The following is a 17,138-nucleotide window of genomic DNA, read 5'->3' as shown; positions in this document are numbered from 1 at the left end:
TAAAGATGATACCCTAAAATCACCATTTATGTTAAAATCCATATCTTAACACCATTAACACTAAACCATTTTTAAGATGAAAAGAGTATGTATTGCAATTATGGCATTGTCTATATCAATGACCACAATGGTGTCTTGTAAGGAAGCTGCCAACAAGGCAAAAGAGGCCACAGAAGAGGCAGGAGAAACACTTGATGAAGCAAGTGAAGGCCTAAAAGACGCTGCCAATGATGCGGTTGATGCCGTAAAAGATGCTGGCGATGAAGTTATGGAAGCGGGCGAACAGGCTTTGGACAGTATTAAAAAGGCAGGTGAGGAAACTATGGATAAAGCCAAAGAAATGGGAGAGGGTATAAAGGATGCCGCCAATGAGACTGCAGAAGACCTTAAAAAGGTAGCTGAGGATACCAAAGACAAGTTAGAACATTAATTTTCCTTGTATTCAACAGAAAAAAGAAGCCCGGCAATTGTCGGGCTTTTTGCTTAAAAACTATAGCCTATCCCTAAAATTAGGTTGATTCCCGGAGCAGCAATCCCTGAAGAATAGGTTCTGTAACGTTGATCCGTGATATTTTCCAAACTCATTGTTGTTCGTAGCGCATTGGACAATTGGTATTGCGACCTAAAGTTTAAAGTGTACCATGATGGTGAGTATGGATTCCCATTACCATCTACCGCATAAATATATGCCTTGCTTCTTTCGGACAAAGCCAAATTATCATAACTGATTTCCCCATTATAGTTTAGAAATACATCAGCTTTGAATTTTGGGTTTTGCCAAACCAAATGAAGATCGCCAAACGTTGGTGCCACATGTCTTGCTGGCGAATCGGTACCGTTATCATCTTCCTCCGTGCCTTCGGTAAGGGTTATATTTGACGAGAGTGACCAGTTATCATCCAAAAAAGCTTCCAATCCCAATTCAAATCCATATACATAAGCCTTTGCCGCATTCTGAATGGCCTGTACATTGCTCAATTCGCCATTATAAACAATTTCCGTTTCACCATTAAAGGTAAAGTCTCTTCGCACCAAAGCATCTACCAAATAGGTATAGAAGGCCGCCCCTTTTAAAACTAATTTATCCTTAAAGTTCTTTCTAACCCCAACTTCCGCATTATAGGCATACTCAGGTTCCAAATCTGGATTTGGCACAACTACCGATCCCGGTTCTGAATCAAAGATCTTTCCAATATCGTCAATATTGGGCGCCCTAAACCCGGTGGATCCATTTAAGGTGATTTGAAGGTCAGCTTTTGGAAACCAACTAAAACCAACGCTTCCTGTAAATGCCCCGGTAATTAAATCTGCCTCATCAAAAGGAAAGGGGTAGAATGTTTTATCAAATTGGGCGTCTACCCAAACTTGACTGTATCGAGCACCAGACAGTAATGTGAAATTCGGTTTTAGTTGATATTCTCCATTAATGTATCCCGCAAAAGTCTGCCAAGTTGCTCCATCTGGATAACGAGACGCTGCAGCGGAAACTGCACTTGTTTCAATGTTTTTCTGACTTCCTTCTGAATTTACCTTGTTAAAAATGTATTCGGCCCCATAATACAATCTTAAATCCCCAATTTTTTTGTTCTCAAAATCCAAGTTCACCGATAGTGCATTAACCTTTTCCTTGGTGGTAAACAAATCAACAGCTTGAAAATCTCGATTATTGCGACTTTCCTCAAAATACTGGTAGGCCGTGGTCAATTTTACACCATCATAGAACTTGTTCTGTCCTTGTTTGGTTACTTGAAGGTTTCCCATGAGCCATTTCTGTGGACCATAAAACCATTCAGCAGACCGAAGCCCGTCGTCAGAACTATCTGGTCGTATCAACCTGTCATATCTTGAATACTCAGAGGTCTCCGAATAATACAACCCTAAATCATAATTCCAGGTATTATTTGGCTTATAAACGAACTTCTGAAGAAAGTTTATCTGGTCATACCCGGATGAAATCTGTTTCCTTGGATCACTATTCGCCATTAAAAAATCCATTCCGTTTTCCCGTATGGCATAGTTGTTCCTTAGATAAGAATCCGGGCCATTTTTTCCCATGACCAGGTCATCAAAATTATTATAGGTAAAACTGGTATAGGAAGCCCATTTTTGCTGTCCAAGATTAAAATCCACATGAGCCGTATTCTCTCTGTTGGCATAGGCAAATCTATAGTTCACATTCCCTGAGAAAGTAAGACTGTCTGTAAAAGAAAATCGAGGCTTTTGGGTAAAGAAATTCATAACGCCCCCAATGGCATCACTACCATAGATTACGGATCCAGGGCCAAAAATAACCTCCGTGTTTTTAATGGTGAATGGGTCTATGGAGATCACATTCTGAATATTTCCTCCCCTAAAAATGGCATTGTTCATCCTGACCCCGTCCACGGACAGTAACAGTCTATTTGTAGCGAACCCCCTGATCATGGGGCTTCCTCCCCCTAATTGACTTTTTTGCACAAAAACTTTTCCACTATTCAGCAATAGGTCGGCCGAGGTCTGAGGGTTGGAAAATGCTATTGAACGGGCATCTATAGATTCAATTTTTAGGGGAATATCCTTTTTTTGTTGCTCCCATTTGGAAACGGACATGACCACCTCCTGTAACTCCTCTGGTCTAAGGTTCAAATAAACCCTGTTCCCTTTTCTTCCTATTTGGGCCTTGGTAGCATTATAGATTTCATAGCTGATATGTCTAAAAATGATCCGTTCGTTCTTTGAAAACACACTAAGATCACTTTTCCCGTTAAAATCAGAAACAGCGGTTTTAGACCTGTCCTTGTTATAAATTGCGATGTTGGCAACAGGATTCCCAGTATCCGAGTCCAAAACGGTGATTTCTTGGGCACCTAGGAAGAGGGAGAACATGAAAAAAAAGAGGATAAAACCTGTGTTGCGCATACTATCCAAAAACTGCATTTAAAACGGCCAAAGACTTGGGTTTTCTGAATCCGTGCAAATGTAATTCAAAATACAGAATAACTTTTCTTAGGAGTTCTTGTCTTTGGGGTTTGTTTACTTTAATTGCTTGAAGTGTATCAAAATTTATGCCCAAAAATTTCTTAAAACAGTCCAAGGTCTCCCCTTCAATCAATGGATTCAACGTTGGCACCTTGCAAAAACTTCCTTCCAATAAATCAAAGAATGGGGCATTTTCATAAGTGGTATCCGGGAAGAAGCCCAAGTACTTGGTCAAATTAAGCAAAAAAAGTAAGTGGAAGTTTGGTGTTGAGGGATTTTCATCCATCCAAAGCAAAGCATATTCCAGATAATTATAAAGACTTTTGTCTTCTTCCTGTTCCTGAATACTGTTGCTCAGCATTTCGGCCAAAAAAAGGACCAAGCTGTTTTTGACAACCTCGGTATGAAGTGTTTTATAGGGTACGGCGACCTTTACTTCCTTAATACTTTCTAAAGTCCCTTTGTTCTTATGGTTGACCACCATTTCCAATTGCATCAAAGGGAGAAAGTAAGCAGCTTTCAGTTTCCCTTTCTTGGAGGTCAAAACGCCTTTGAGCAAATAGGATTTCAGTCCATCCGATTCTGTAAATGCTTTTACAATAAGGCTGGTATCTCCATATTTTAGTGATGAAAGTACTATGGCCTTGGTGGTAATTTGCATTGAGAATAGATAAAATAACTTATTGAAAATATAAGAATTGAATCAAGATAAAAAAAGTGGACGATTGAAAATCAACCGCCCACTTGACAATTTCAAATTATGGACAAGAGCTTAAATAACCCCTTGTGCCAACATGGCATCGGCAACTTTTACGAAACCGGCAATATTGGCTCCTTTTACATAGTTGCAATAACCGCCTTCTTCTTTTCCATATTCTATACAGGAGTCATGGATGTCTCCCATAATTCCTTTTAATCTGTCATCAACTTCTTCACGTGTCCAGCTGATACGAAGTGAGTTTTGCGACATCTCCAATCCTGAAGTGGCAACACCTCCGGCATTGGAAGCTTTTCCAGGAGCAAACAATATTTTTGCATCATGGAATGCATGGATAGCTTCAGGGGTTGAAGGCATATTTGCACCTTCCGCCACAGCGACACACCCGTTTTTGATCAAGGTTGCTGCATCATCACCATCAAGCTCGTTCTGGGTTGCACAGGGTAGGGCAACATCACAAGCTACCTCCCAAGGCGTTTTGCCTTTGTGGTATTCTGCAGAGGCATATTTATCGGCATATTCGGAAATTCTTCCTCTTCTATTGTTCTTCAAATCCATGACAAAGGCCAACTTCTCCTCATCAATACCATCCTTGTCGTAAATATATCCTCCAGAATCTGAAAGGGTCAATACTTTGCCTCCCAAGTGCATTACTTTTTCCGCAGCATATTGGGCTACGTTCCCAGAACCTGAGATCACCACATTTTTACCTTCGAAAGATTTTCCTTGGGTTTTCAACATACTGTCCGCAAAATAAACAGTACCGTAACCGGTTGCTTCCGGACGAATCAATGATCCACCCCAGGAACGACCTTTTCCGGTCAACACCCCGGTAAACTCATTTCTGATTTTTTTGTACATCCCAAATAGGAATCCAATTTCACGGGCGCCAACACCAATATCACCAGCTGGAACGTCGGTATTAGGACCTATATGCCTGTTCAATTCCAACATGAAAGCATGGCAAAAACGCATTACTTCGTCATCCGACTTTCCTTTAGGGTCAAAATCTGAACCCCCTTTACCCCCACCCATCGGTAAGGTTGTCAAACTATTCTTAAAGACCTGCTCAAACGCCAAGAACTTCAACACGCTGGCATTCACCGTTGGGTGAAAACGAAGTCCACCTTTGTAGGGACCTATAGCGGAGTTCATTTGTATTCGATATCCACGATTTACATGAATCTCGCCCTGGTCATCCACCCAAGCAACTCTAAACGAAATCAATCGCTCTGGCTCTACCATTCTCAAAAGGATATTTTTCCCATGGTAGATATCGTGTTTTACAATGTAAGGGATAACAGTTTCAGCTACCTCCTGTACCGCCTGGATGAATTCAGGTTCATGGCCATTTCTAGCAATGACCTCATCCATAAATGCTTTGATTTTTGCTTCCATAAAACGGATTACTTGTTTAGTGCCCCCAGTTTCTGATATGGGGTCAATTTTATTGAATTAGTAATTAGACGGCAAAATTATGGTATTTACATAATTTGAACCCCTGTTTTTTAAAAATTTTTCAAAAACAGTTTATCCTATAGCTTGTTCCAGGTCAGCTATTAGGTCATCAACGTCCTCAATACCCACACTAAGTCGAATAAGGGAATCGACCACTCCGCTTTTCTCACGTTCTTCTTTGGGAATACTGGCATGTGTCATGCTTGCAGGATGCCCGGCCAAACTCTCTACTCCGCCTAAAGATTCGGCAAGGGTGAACACTTCCAGTTTTTCCACAATTTTAATGGCATCTTCATAGCTACTTCCTTTAGGAACAAAGGATATCATTCCGCCAAAATCATCCATTTGACTTTTGGCCACATTATGGTTGGGATGGGTTTCAAATCCGGGCCAGTACACTTTTTCAATCTTTGGATGTTTTGCCAAATACTCGGCAATCGTCTTCCCATTATCGCAATGCCTTTGCATTCGTACATGCAGAGTCTTTATTCCGCGAAGCGTTAAAAAGCTGTCCATTGGACCGCAAACAGCTCCACTGGCATTTTGAATAAAATAAAGCTGGTCCGCCAAATCCTTATCCCTTACAACCAAAGCTCCAACTACCACATCACTGTGTCCGCCCAGGTATTTGGTGGCCGAATGCATCACAATATCAGCTCCCAAATCCAATGGACGTTGCAGATATGGGGTTGCAAAAGTATTATCAACTGCCAAGAGTAAATTGTGCTTCTTTGCCAAATTAGAAACAGCCTTAATGTCTATGACGTTCATCATGGGATTGGTGGGAGTCTCCACCCAAATCAACTTGGTCTTGTCATTGATATGCTCCTCAATGGCATCAACACTTTGCATCCCAACAAAATGAAAGGTAATCCCATATTTTTCAAAAACCTGCTTGAACAAACGATAGCTCCCTCCGTACAAATCATTGGTAGAAACCACCTCATCGCCAGGATTCAACAATTTTATCACTGCATCCATAGCGGAAAGTCCACTGGCAAATGCAAGTCCATAAGTACCATTCTCAATACTGGCCAAAGCATTTTCCAATGCCGTTCGCGTTGGGTTGGCACTACGTGAATACTCAAAACCTTTATGTCCCCCCGGAGTGGTCTGGGCGTACGTCGATGTTTGGTAAATTGGGGGCATCACTGCTCCATATGCTTTATCAGGATGTTGTCCTCCGTGAATCGTCTTACTGTTGAATTTCAAATCTTTTTTGCTCATTTCGTCTAAATCTGCCTACAAATGTATCGTTATCTTTTGGAGTAATCAATCATGTCTTATTTTTGAAGACCCTAAACCCTCACCTAATGAAAAAAGCATTCTACACACTCCTTTTGATTCTGCTCATCCTTGGTTGTGAAAATGGCAATAAACTTACTTTTGAACCTATTCATTTATCCAATGAGGCATGTGCCGATTGTCCCAAAATAGATATCAATATTCCCCGAGCTTTGGACGAGACCAACTTATCCGATCAAATAAATACGGCCTTGGAGGAGGAAATTATTTTCCTCTTGTCTTTTGATGATGGGCAGGAAACCACTTCCATGGACAATGCTATTGACTCATTTACGAATAGTTTCAAGGAACTAAAGGCCAAATTTCCAGATGAGACCGCTGGCTGGGAAGTCAAGGTGGAAAGTGATGTATCCTATGAAAATGACGATATGCTTACTTTGGAATTCAACGCTTATTCCTTCACCGGGGGAGCCCATGGATATAGTTCCGATTCATTTTTGAATTTTGACAAACGAAAAGGAAGCGAGTTGGAAAATTGGGAACTTTTTGATGATTTGGAAGGGTTTCTAAAATTTGCCGAGACCAAATTCCGAATCCAGGAAGCTATTCCGCAAGATGAGAACATCAATGCCACCGGATTCATGTTTGAAAGGGATGCTTTTCATCTGTCTGAAAGTGTAGGTTATACCCCAAAAGGTATTTCACTGATCTACAATCAGTATGAAATAGCTTCTTATGCCGATGGGCCAATTACGTTGGTCTTACCCTATGCCGAAGTCAACAAATATTTGAAAAGAAAAGTAATACTTTAACCCGTTGTGAATTTTGCTGTTAAAAATGCAATAAACTGTCAGTTCGAGTGATTTTGAGACACGAAAAATCGTATCCAGAACTCCTTTGAGGTTGAAATCCTTGTTTTCGATACAAATTTTCACCGATTACAATGGTGAAAATTCACTCAAACTGACGAATTCCATCAAAATACACAACGACATACTTTAATAAGCATCCTTTCTCAGAGTAAATGCAAAACTTAAGTTAAAACATATCTACTTTTTTAGATATATATATATTTACATATATTTGTGTTATGGATATTGTTGAAATCAGTAAAGTATTGTCAAACCAAACCAGGGTCAATATCTTAATGTGGCTCAAGGAACCGGAAGCCAATTTTCCGCCACACCAAGACATTGATCATTTTGATGATGGGGTTTGTGTTGGATTTATACAGGATAAAACCGGATTGTCGCAATCCACTATTTCAACCTATTTAAATACCATGCAAAATGCGGATTTGGTCATTCCAACACGGCATGGCAAATGGACCTATTATAAAAGAAATGAAAAAGTGATCAAAGCTTATGTGGAAAGCTTAAAGCACGATTTATAATTTTTTAAATCCACATATCGATATTTAGCGAAATATAAATCTGAAAACTATGGAAAATTGTATCAACTGTACCTGTATCGATGAAGTTGTAATTCCTCAGAGGCACTACAACTCAATAACAAAGCGAGTCGCAAACTTCCTAAGTACTTTTACGATTGAAGGTGCGGAAGAACTATCAAAAACTAAATAAAAAAGCAATGAAAACTATAGGCCTAATAGGTGGGATGAGTTGGGAATCCTCAAAAATCTATTACCAACACATCAATGAAATGGTTAGAGAAAGATTGGGTGGTTCTCACTCGGCCAAGAGCATTCTCTCCTCTGTCGATTTTGATGAAATTGAGCGTCATTCATTTTCTGGTGACTGGAACAACATCGGAAATATCATGGCTTCTTACTCCAAAAATTTGGAAAAAGCCGGGGCAGATATGGTAGTCCTTTGCACAAATACCATCCATTTGGTCAGCGATGCCATTACCAACGCCGTAAACATTCCTTTTTTGCACATTGCCAATGCCACGGGAGAGGCAATTCAAGCACAAGGCTTGAAAAAAATAGCACTGTTAGGCACCAAATTTACCATGGAAAAGGACTTTTACACCAAAATATTGGAAGGTCAGTATGGTTTGGAAGTTTTGGTTCCGAACAATGAGGACATGGACATTTTACAGGATATTATCTATAACCAATTGGTCAAAGGAGTCTTCACGTCAGAAGCCAAAGAAACTTGCATCAAAATCATCAAAAAATTGGAGGAACAAGGTGCTGAAGGTGCTATTTTGGGATGCACGGAATTACCCATTTTGATTCCAGACCACGAAGTGGACATCCCTACCTTTGATACTGCAAAATTACATGCACAGAAAGCTGTGGACTTTGCACTTTCTTACTGATAAATCAATCTAAATATATGTCCCTTTCTTGATTGAAAATAGGTTTATTTTGCAACTCAGAATATCACCCATAAAAGTTTCACAAATGCAACGTTTTAATCTAAACAACAAGACTTTCTCGCTTCTTGAAAATTCTGAAAACGGAAAAGTTACTTCAGATACGGTTTTTAGATACCAACAAGAAGGCAATCTTGTTACAGCGGAATATGATGGGGGAACTATTCGATATGGAAAAATAATAGCCAAACTCAATGAAGATAAATTGGAAATGTTATATCAATGCATAACCGTGGATGGGGAGTTGAAAGCCGGAAAAGCAAACGCGGAAATACGTGTTGATACAGACAATAAAATCCATTTACATTTAGATTGGGAATGGCTGGACAGTTCATCAGAAAAAGGAACCTCAGAATACATAGAAAACTAATAGAAACCACTAAAATTAAGTCAGCACTTTATGAAAAAAATCTACCATTTGGGCAGCTGCTCCACGTGCCAGCGAATTTTAAAGGAATTGGAACCTTTGGACGGAGTTGAATTGCAAGAAATAAAGACAGTGTCCATAACCCCAGAACAGTTGGAAGAAATGAAAAATTTGGCTGGAAGCTATGAAGCTTTGTTTAGCAGAAGGGCTATGCTTTTCCGGCAGCGGGGGCTGCACGAACAGCAACTATCGGAAGATGACTTTAAAAACCTCATCTTGGAACATTATACTTTTCTAAAAAGACCGGTAACCATTATTGACGGTCAAATTTTCATTGGAAATTCTAAAAAAGTGGTTGAGGCCGCAAAAGAGGCATTACATTAATGAGCAAACGCACACTAGCCATCTTAGCCGCCCTTGGGGCCACGATCATTTATGGCATTAATCATACTATTGCCAAAGGCGTTATGCCCGATCATGTGGGGGCTTTTGGCTTTATCATGCTTCGCTTGGGTGGAGCCACAATACTTTTTTGGGCCATTTCGGTTTTTGGCCCTAAAGAAAAAATTGAAAAAAAAGACTGGGGGCGAATTCTTCTGTGCTCACTCCTGGGTATGGCCATAAATATGCTGGCTTTTTTTAAAGGCCTCGAGTTATCAACCCCAATCAACAGTTCTGTCCTAGTCACCATTACGCCTATTATGGTTGTAGTGCTTTCTGCCCTATTTATTAAAGAACGCATAACCTGGAACAAGGGATTGGGAATCTTTATGGGGTTCATAGGTGCTTTGGGACTGATTTTGTTCGGTGCGGAGATTAGACAGGATGCACCAAATATTCCCTTGGGCAATGCCTTATTTGTGTTAAACGCCACCGTATATGGCTCTTATCTGATTCTGGTAAAAAAATTGATAGAAAAATACCACCCCTTTACCTTGATGAAATGGCTATTTACTATAGGATTGGTTCTTGCTTTTCCCATTACCCTTCCAGAATTTTTGGAAATTAAATGGTTGACGATGCCACTCTGGGCCTATGGTGTAATTGCCTTTGTGGTCATAGGCACCACATTTTTAACCTATCTTTTTAATGTATTCGCACTTACCGAACTTAAAGCATCAACCGTAGGTGCTTTTATCTATGTTCAACCTGTATTGGGTATTCTATTTGCTCTTTTTTCAGGAAAAGACAACCTCACTATGGTGAAAATTTTGGCAACCGCCTTGGTGCTATTGGGAGTTTATCTTGCTAGCAAGAAACCGAAGCCAGCACCTTAACTTTAACCTCACTTCAGAATATTTACGAACATTCGTAAACTTAAATTGCCCATTCGTCAATTGGGCTAACAGTTTTTGCCAGGCAGGTATTAATTTACCTCTTCCTGATTTCAGGTAACCAGTAAAATTATGGACTTACCGTATTTAAGTATCTGCGCTGGTATAGTTGCTTTTGTTCTAGTGCTTTGCATATTGAAAATAATTTTCAAGACCCAGCAAATTAATCCGCTGTTAGGCTTTGGTGGTGTTTATGTTTTCCTTTATTTTTTGACAGGAAAGCTATTCAACAGTGTGCCAGAATCATGGAAAATAAAACAAATTGACAATCAATTTTTGCTAGATGGGTCCATTGGATTTTTGCTGCATCTGGGCCACCCCCGACTATCTGCTTATGAGTTGGCCTCCACTACTTTTAAACTTTGTCTGATTGGATACTTTATCTATGTCTTTTCCTTCAGAAAGGGGTCATGGAAAAAAGTTAAACGACGTGATGACCAAACAAGACAGGGACCAAGGTTGTAATATTTTCTATCTTTATTTTAGACTGATACCGAAACATCAATGAAAGATTATTCCCAACAAATTCAGCGAATCAAACTGAAGCTTATTAAAGCCAAAGAACTTGATCTGGATTTTAAAACTGTGATCATGGGACGTAAAACCTATGAATTCGGGTACCAATTTGGTCTTGTTCCTGGGCAACCGGCCTATCCACATATGGAGCATTTCATTTTTTCCAATTCCATGGAAATCGAAAATCTGAACAGTTCCGTCTATATTGTAAAAAGATCCATTGAAGAAATTGAGAAAATCAAGCGCAACGCCCAAACCGATATTTATCTGTGCGGAGGTGGGGTGTTTGCCGGATGGCTTTTGGACAATGGGCTTATAGATCAGTTAAAAATAAAACTCAATCCTATTGTTCTTGGCAACGGAACCCCGCTCTTTGGCGAATCCAACACTGCTTTAAAATGGCATTTGGAAAATCAGGAATCTTATGACGAGGGATTGCAGATTTTGACCTATAATCTGGAAAAATAGTTAAAGTCAGTTATAAGTCCTTAGGGATTTGAACATGCTTTCGAGTATCTGAATTGGTCTAATTTGAGGTTTGCCATGCCAGTAAAAAGCCTAAACCAAATACCTGATTGTGTTTAATTAATTACATCATCTTCAGGAACTGTTTCTTCAATAATCTCATCAGGACTTGGATCGCATGCTGCCAATTCTATTTGGTATTTCGTGTCAAAAGCTATGGTTATGTCCATTGGGAAGGATCTTTTATACAGCCTGTAAAGAAAACCCAGCTCTGCATCTAGACGATTTTTGGTTTTTCTATTCATAGATAGTTGTTCCATAAACTCTAAATCTGAACTAATGCTATTTTCCACTCCGTTTGTGTCAAATTCCCCCAAGATTTCATCTAATTTTTTCTTTTCGGTTTTATTTAAATTAATTTCAATCTCCTTGGTCGAATTTGTTTCAAATTCAAAGAAACTTGAATAAACTTCATCGTCAAGATACGCGATACTTGCAATTACAGCAGGCTTTCTTTTAGGAATCAACATTTCTCTTGAATTTTCATTTCCCACAAAAAAAGTTTTGCTATCCAAGGAATTAAGCCTAAATAAGCTTTTAATTGATTTATAAAAGATATAAGTATGCACTCTATCATAGAAATCACCATTTTTAACCAAAACTTCCAACCTTTGAGATTCCCAATCCTTTTCTCCAGCCCCACGATCAATATTCAACCAACCTAGTTCGGTTTGCTGAAAGCCGTAGGTTTCCATTCTGTGTTTTTCTCTTTTCTTTAGAATTTCACGATAAGCTTCGCGTATTTTCTGTTTCTTTTTTTCTTCTATCTTTCGACTCTGTTCTAATTCTTCAAATATTTTTCTTGACTCTGTCTTGATTTGTTTTAGTCTTTGCTTATAGTATTTACTTAGAATTTGAACATTCTTATCCGCCCCTCTAATTTTTGTTTTTCGCTCTTTAGAAAACCCTAAAAAAGCATCTTCATGTTTATCTCCTTTTAATATTGTGGCTGCCAAACTATCAAGTTCCCATAAGTTTTTATCCAGATTATTTATATAGATGTCCAAAATATCTGGTCTGCATATCTTAAACATTACCTGCAACCTTTTCTCAAATTCTCTTGTTGCTATTAGCGTATTTTGAAATTTTTCTGATTTTAACGCTTTGATTTTAAGTGGATCAACACCATAGGTAGCATACAAAGTATCTTGAATATCATTATTAATCAAAATGTCAGATTCTTCTGATTCAGGCACCATGGAATCAACTTCGTCTGATGTTAATATGGAATAGTAGAATCCTTCATTTTCGGTAGCGGATAAGCGTTTTTTCTCAATAACATCATTTATATAAGCATTACCATAATAGTACAAACTATCAATAACCTGAGGCGTGGCCTGCCTAAAATCTCTAAATGGTAGTCCTTTTTCAACCTCCTCTTCGAATCCGCGTGGTAAGAGGTTTAAAGAAAAAATATCGATGGCCACTAACGAATTCTCCAATTTTTTGGGTTGCACCCAATTCATGTTTCCACTTTCATCTCGAATACCTTTATAAACCATCATTCCAGATTTGACCTCATCTGTGGGGATTTCAACGTAAATGGGAATCTCTGGATTTATCGATAGCTGCTTATTTTCAGTAGTGGCATTCAAATAAATCATTCCATCAGTCTCTAAAGGTTTTCCATTGGAAGTAGTGGTTAAATTTGAAAGCAATATTTGATCTAGAGATAAAGCTTCGGCCAGTTCTATTTCAACATTTTCAATTACTGGACTTCCATTAGAGCGAATAAAACAGCCCTTAGGAAAAATAACAAGCGTTCCTTCTTCTCCCTCTATTATATTGTCGATATTTCCTGAAATATTGAAGAATTGACTTTTTACAATAGATTTTTCATATGGATCATCTTTCGAACATTTTATTACAGAAGAAATATTAGTCTGGAAACATCCCGTTAAGGTAAAAGACGCTAACAAACACAAAAGTAATTTACGTAATTTCATAAGCTTAGGTGGTTTTGCCTATTAACTGCAAAAATCAAACCATATTGATTATTCAGTATGTCTTTAAGTCCTTTGGCACTTGAACATACTTTCGGGTATCAGCTTTGGTCAAGGTTTTAAATTCCTTGGACTTTTCCATTTTATCAAACGCATCCAAAAAAGCCTGTGGCAAGGTGATAAGTTTTCGCTCCTTGAGGTCCATCCAGGCCCCCATCATTTCGCAACGTGCAAAGTTTTTACCGTTGCTGTCATAAAAATCATGATGAAACTCAAAGAACATCCCATCTTCACTCATCCCCTTAAAATCCAGTGATACTTTTACAGGTTTTCCGGGAAAGACTTCTTTAAAATAGTACATGTGTTCATAAAAGACCACTGGGCCAATACTGTACTGTGCCATAGACTTTTGGTTAAATCCCAATAGACCCAAATACGCCATTCGGGTATGGCTCATAAAATTAATGTAAGCCGAGTTGGCCAAGTGACGATTGGCATCCAAATCGCTCCATCTAATATCAAATTCTTTAAAAAACATTTTCAGTTATTTGTTATGCGTGCATAATAATTGTAAAATTACCATAGTTTTGAAAACAGACTGCATTGAAGTGCGATAAATAATCCTATTTTTAAAGATACCTTAATAGAAAACCCATGAGCGAAAAAGCCGAATTCATTAAAGACCTTTCCCTGCCAGCAGTGGCCGCCCCTATGTTCCTTATTTCTGGACCCAAATTGGTCATTGAATGTTGCAAAAATGGAATTGTGGGTACTTTCCCAGCACTTAACCAACGTACAAGTGAAGGTTTTGAAGAATGGCTTATCGAAATAAAAACAGAACTGCAACAGTTTGAAAAGGAAACAGGTAAGAAACCCGCTCCATTTGGGGTGAATCTTATTGTGCATCCTACCAACCCAAGGTTAGAGGCCGATGTTAAACTTTGCATGAAACACAAAGTTCCCTTGGTTATAACCTCCCTAGGAGCAGTTAGTATGGTTGTTGATGCCATACACAGTTACGGTGGCTTGGTTTTTCATGACATTATCAAAAAAAGGCATGCGGAGAAAGCTGCCGAAGCGGGAGTGGATGGACTCATTTTGGTTTCTGCTGGTGCCGGGGGCCATGGTGGCAATCTTAACCCAATGAGTTTGATTGCCGAGGTGAAAAAAATCTTTAAAAAAACCATTTTACTTTCTGGATGCATCAGTACGGGAAGGGACGTAGCTTCTGCGATGCAGATGGGTGCCGACCTTGCTTATATGGGAACCCGTTTTATCAACACAGAGGAAAGCAAAGCCCCAGAAGAGTACCGAAAAATGATCATTGAAGCCGGAGCCAATGACATTGTCTACACCGCTGCAATCTCTGGAGTGCATGCCAATTTTTTGGCTGCCAGTCTTCAAGCTGCTGGAATTACAGAGGAAGATCTTAAAAAAGAGCATAAAGTTGATTTTGGAAAAGAGCTGGACACAGAAGTCAAAGCGTGGAAAACCATTTGGTCTGCTGGGCAGGGTGTTACCACCATTGAAAATGTTATGCCAGTTTCTGAACTGGTGAACACTTTAAAATCTGAATTTAAAACAGCAATCGAAGATCAGGCAAAACTATTGGAGGTCTTTCCAAAAGATTAGCACATCCTAACTTTCTTTGTATTTTGGTAATGCATAATCAACTAACTCAATTGCCATGTACATCAAAAGAAATATAAGCATAGAGCTCATCTTACGCTTTGCCTGGAAAAACCTCATCTTTTTTACCATTTACGCTGGGGTTATTTTCTACCTATACCATGCCTTGGATTGGAAACATATCGATATTCCCTTCCAACCGCTTTCCGTAATCGGTATTGCTGTTGCCTTTTATATTGGTTTTAAAAACAGCCAGAGTTACGATCGCTTCTGGGAGGCTCGTAAAATATGGGGTGGAATTGTAAATTATTCCAGAACATGGGCCAACAATGTGCTCAGTTTTGTTGTGGATGATCGTGATGCACAAATAACTTTAATCTACAGACATATAGCTTGGATCAACGCATTACGAATTCAATTGCGACAGCCCTCAAGTTTTTCGATTAGGGAAAACCGTGCCATTGAACGTCTTTTTGATCGACATGGAGAAAGAAATCCAGTCTGCAATGGTATGGATTCTTTATTGGGTCCTGAAGAAGTTGAAGGTTTGGAAAACCGTAAAAATGTGGCCACCCATTTGATCAAAAAACAAGGGCTACACCTAAAAAAATTGTTGGAAGAGGAGAAGATAACAGAGTTCGACAAGCAAATATTCCACAATAACCTGGAAGAAATGTACAACCTTCAAGGGAAATGTGAACGTATTAAAAACACTCCCTTTCCAAGGCAATATGCGTACTTCAGCACCTTGTTCACTTGGATTTTTATCCTTCTGCTTCCTTTTGGACTTCTGAACGTTTTTGAAACGCAATTAGCAGAATTGGACTTTGGGCACAACTGGTGGTATATTGTTTTAATGATCTTCTTTTCTGTACTGATTTCATGGATGTTTGTCACCATGGAAAAAGTGGGCAGCAATAGTGAAGATCCCTTTGAGGGTCGAGTGAATGATGTACCCATGACCGCACTTTGCCGTACTATTGAAATAGATTTGAGGGATATGCTGGATGAGGACAATTTACCGGAAAAGATAAAACCGCAACACAATATCCTTTATTAATGCCCCAAGTACTATCCAACTATTTGCCTCCTTTGTTTTTTAGAAGTGGACATTTGGCAACCATGTACTGTGGTTTGTTCCGAAGAGTACATGGGGTTATCCAAACCCGGGAGAGATTGACCCTGTCAGATGGAGATTTTTTGGATTTGGATTGGAGCAAATCGTCAAACCCTACCAAAAAATTGGTGATTCTTCTTCATGGTCTGGAAGGTGATGGCCAACGCCCCTATATTACAGGAAGTGCAAAACTGTTCAATCAAAATGGGTTTGATGCTTGTGCAGTAAACTACCGGGGCTGTAGTGGGGAACCGAATATTTCATATCGTTCCTATCACTCCGGAGCCACAGAAGATTTAAATGAGGTTATTCATCATATTCTTTCAACCAAAGCGTATTCAGAAATCTATTTAAAAGGTTTCAGTCTGGGTGGAAATCTAGCTCTTAAATATTTGGGGGAAGGCAATGCTGTTCCAAAAGAAATCAAAGGAGCTGTGGCCATTTCTGTTCCTTGCAGTTTAAAGGATTCATGCGATCAATTGCTTTCCAGCGAAAACATATTGTATGCCAGAAGGTTCAAAAAACACCTGATTGCCAAACTAAGGCAAAAGCAACCCTTGTTTCCAGGTTTGATCAAAGATGCTGACATCAAGGCCATAAAGACCCTGAAGGATTTTGATGATATCTATACCAGTAAAGCACATGACTTTAAAGATGCCCTAGATTACTATGCCAAGTGTAGCTCTTTGCAGTTTTTACCCCATATTTCAATACCAAGTTTGATCATCAATGCTAAGGACGATTCCTTTTTGGGACAGGATTGTTATCCTATTGCGGAATCTGAAAAAAATAAAAAACTTTATCTGGAAATGCCAAAATATGGAGGCCATGTTGGATTCTGGGGCAAGAAAAACATTACATATACCGAACAACAGGCCTTAAAATTCTTTAATCGTCATTGATGTCTCCTCATCATGCTACTTAATTTTTAACGAAAAGGTTTTCGTTTGATAAATCCTTTTAGAATGAGTTAAAACCCCTATTT

Annotated in this window: 17 protein-coding genes; 11 read left to right on the top strand and 6 right to left on the bottom strand. The window is 39.1% G+C overall.

The window, feature by feature from the left end:
• Positions 1-76 precede the first annotated feature (76 nt).
• Positions 77-430, top strand: a complete 354-nt coding sequence (locus tag ACOQO1_RS15305) for a hypothetical protein (RefSeq protein ID WP_420603754.1) — start codon at positions 77-79, stop codon at positions 428-430.
• Between the two features lie 53 nt (positions 431-483).
• On the opposite strand, the gene ACOQO1_RS15300 is transcribed toward ACOQO1_RS15305, so the two are convergent.
• From ACOQO1_RS15300 to ACOQO1_RS15285, 4 genes are all read right to left on the bottom strand, one after another.
• Positions 484-2,916 (bottom strand): TonB-dependent receptor, encoded by a 2,433-nt coding sequence (locus ACOQO1_RS15300; RefSeq protein WP_420603753.1) that lies wholly within the window; start codon positions 2,914-2,916, stop codon positions 484-486.
• Complete coding sequence (gene recO, locus ACOQO1_RS15295; protein ID WP_420603752.1) at positions 2,900-3,619, bottom strand: DNA repair protein RecO; 720 nt, start codon at positions 3,617-3,619, stop codon at positions 2,900-2,902. The genes ACOQO1_RS15300 and recO overlap by 17 nt, the downstream gene beginning before the upstream one ends.
• Positions 3,620-3,730: 111 nt before the next feature.
• Positions 3,731-5,074 (bottom strand): NADP-specific glutamate dehydrogenase, encoded by a 1,344-nt coding sequence (gene gdhA, locus ACOQO1_RS15290; protein ID WP_420603751.1) that lies wholly within the window; start codon positions 5,072-5,074, stop codon positions 3,731-3,733.
• A gap of 132 nt (positions 5,075-5,206) precedes the next feature.
• Positions 5,207-6,361, bottom strand: a complete 1,155-nt coding sequence (locus ACOQO1_RS15285) for a cystathionine gamma-synthase (RefSeq protein WP_420603750.1) — start codon at positions 6,359-6,361, stop codon at positions 5,207-5,209.
• A gap of 86 nt (positions 6,362-6,447) precedes the next feature.
• Here ACOQO1_RS15285 and ACOQO1_RS15280 point away from each other — a divergent pair, with 86 nt between their 5' ends.
• The 7 genes from ACOQO1_RS15280 (at position 6,448) to ACOQO1_RS15250 (ending at position 11,407) form a co-directional block, all read left to right on the top strand.
• Positions 6,448-7,191: a PdaC/SigV domain-containing protein gene (locus tag ACOQO1_RS15280; protein WP_420603749.1), complete on the top strand. Its 744-nt coding sequence runs from the start codon at positions 6,448-6,450 to the stop codon at positions 7,189-7,191.
• Between the two features lie 278 nt (positions 7,192-7,469).
• Complete coding sequence (locus tag ACOQO1_RS15275) at positions 7,470-7,772, top strand: ArsR/SmtB family transcription factor (RefSeq protein WP_420603748.1); 303 nt, start codon at positions 7,470-7,472, stop codon at positions 7,770-7,772.
• Positions 7,773-7,969: 197 nt separating this feature from the next.
• The gene (locus tag ACOQO1_RS15270) at positions 7,970-8,665 is read left to right on the top strand and encodes an aspartate/glutamate racemase family protein (protein ID WP_420603747.1); all 696 of its coding nucleotides are present in this window, start codon (positions 7,970-7,972) and stop codon (positions 8,663-8,665) included.
• Positions 8,666-8,750: 85 nt separating this feature from the next.
• A complete protein-coding gene (locus ACOQO1_RS15265; protein WP_420603746.1) occupies positions 8,751-9,092 on the top strand; it encodes a hypothetical protein in 342 nt (113 codons plus the stop codon).
• 30 nt (positions 9,093-9,122) lie between these two features.
• The gene (locus ACOQO1_RS15260) at positions 9,123-9,473 is read left to right on the top strand and encodes an arsenate reductase family protein (protein WP_420603745.1); all 351 of its coding nucleotides are present in this window, start codon (positions 9,123-9,125) and stop codon (positions 9,471-9,473) included.
• Complete coding sequence (locus ACOQO1_RS15255) at positions 9,473-10,366, top strand: DMT family transporter (protein WP_420603744.1); 894 nt, start codon at positions 9,473-9,475, stop codon at positions 10,364-10,366. Before ACOQO1_RS15260 ends, ACOQO1_RS15255 begins: the two co-directional genes overlap by 1 nt.
• A gap of 561 nt (positions 10,367-10,927) precedes the next feature.
• Positions 10,928-11,407: a dihydrofolate reductase family protein gene (locus tag ACOQO1_RS15250; protein WP_420603743.1), complete on the top strand. Its 480-nt coding sequence runs from the start codon at positions 10,928-10,930 to the stop codon at positions 11,405-11,407.
• Positions 11,408-11,520: 113 nt separating this feature from the next.
• Here ACOQO1_RS15250 and ACOQO1_RS15245 read toward each other — a convergent pair whose 3' ends face one another.
• Positions 11,521-13,410 carry a hypothetical protein gene (locus ACOQO1_RS15245; RefSeq protein ID WP_420603742.1) on the bottom strand — a complete coding sequence of 630 codons (1,890 nt, stop codon included), beginning with the start codon at positions 13,408-13,410 and terminating at the stop codon, positions 11,521-11,523.
• 52 nt (positions 13,411-13,462) lie between these two features.
• Complete coding sequence (locus ACOQO1_RS15240) at positions 13,463-13,945, bottom strand: acyl-CoA thioesterase (protein WP_420603741.1); 483 nt, start codon at positions 13,943-13,945, stop codon at positions 13,463-13,465.
• 116 nt (positions 13,946-14,061) lie between these two features.
• Between ACOQO1_RS15240 and ACOQO1_RS15235 the strand changes: the two genes are divergently transcribed.
• From ACOQO1_RS15235 to ACOQO1_RS15225, 3 genes are read left to right on the top strand one after another with little or no spacing between them, the layout of a single operon-like run.
• Positions 14,062-15,039: an NAD(P)H-dependent flavin oxidoreductase gene (locus tag ACOQO1_RS15235; protein ID WP_420603740.1), complete on the top strand. Its 978-nt coding sequence runs from the start codon at positions 14,062-14,064 to the stop codon at positions 15,037-15,039.
• Between the two features lie 55 nt (positions 15,040-15,094).
• Positions 15,095-16,096 carry a bestrophin family protein gene (locus ACOQO1_RS15230; protein ID WP_420603739.1) on the top strand — a complete coding sequence of 334 codons (1,002 nt, stop codon included), beginning with the start codon at positions 15,095-15,097 and terminating at the stop codon, positions 16,094-16,096.
• A complete protein-coding gene (locus tag ACOQO1_RS15225) occupies positions 16,096-17,055 on the top strand; it encodes a YheT family hydrolase (protein ID WP_420603738.1) in 960 nt (319 codons plus the stop codon). The genes ACOQO1_RS15230 and ACOQO1_RS15225 overlap by 1 nt, the downstream gene beginning before the upstream one ends.
• The last annotated feature ends 83 nt before the right edge of the window (positions 17,056-17,138 follow it).

The organism is Flagellimonas sp., from assembly GCF_965222555.1.
Lineage (GTDB): Bacteria > Bacteroidota > Bacteroidia > Flavobacteriales > Flavobacteriaceae > Flagellimonas.
This window is presented reverse-complemented; position numbering and strand designations above follow the sequence as displayed.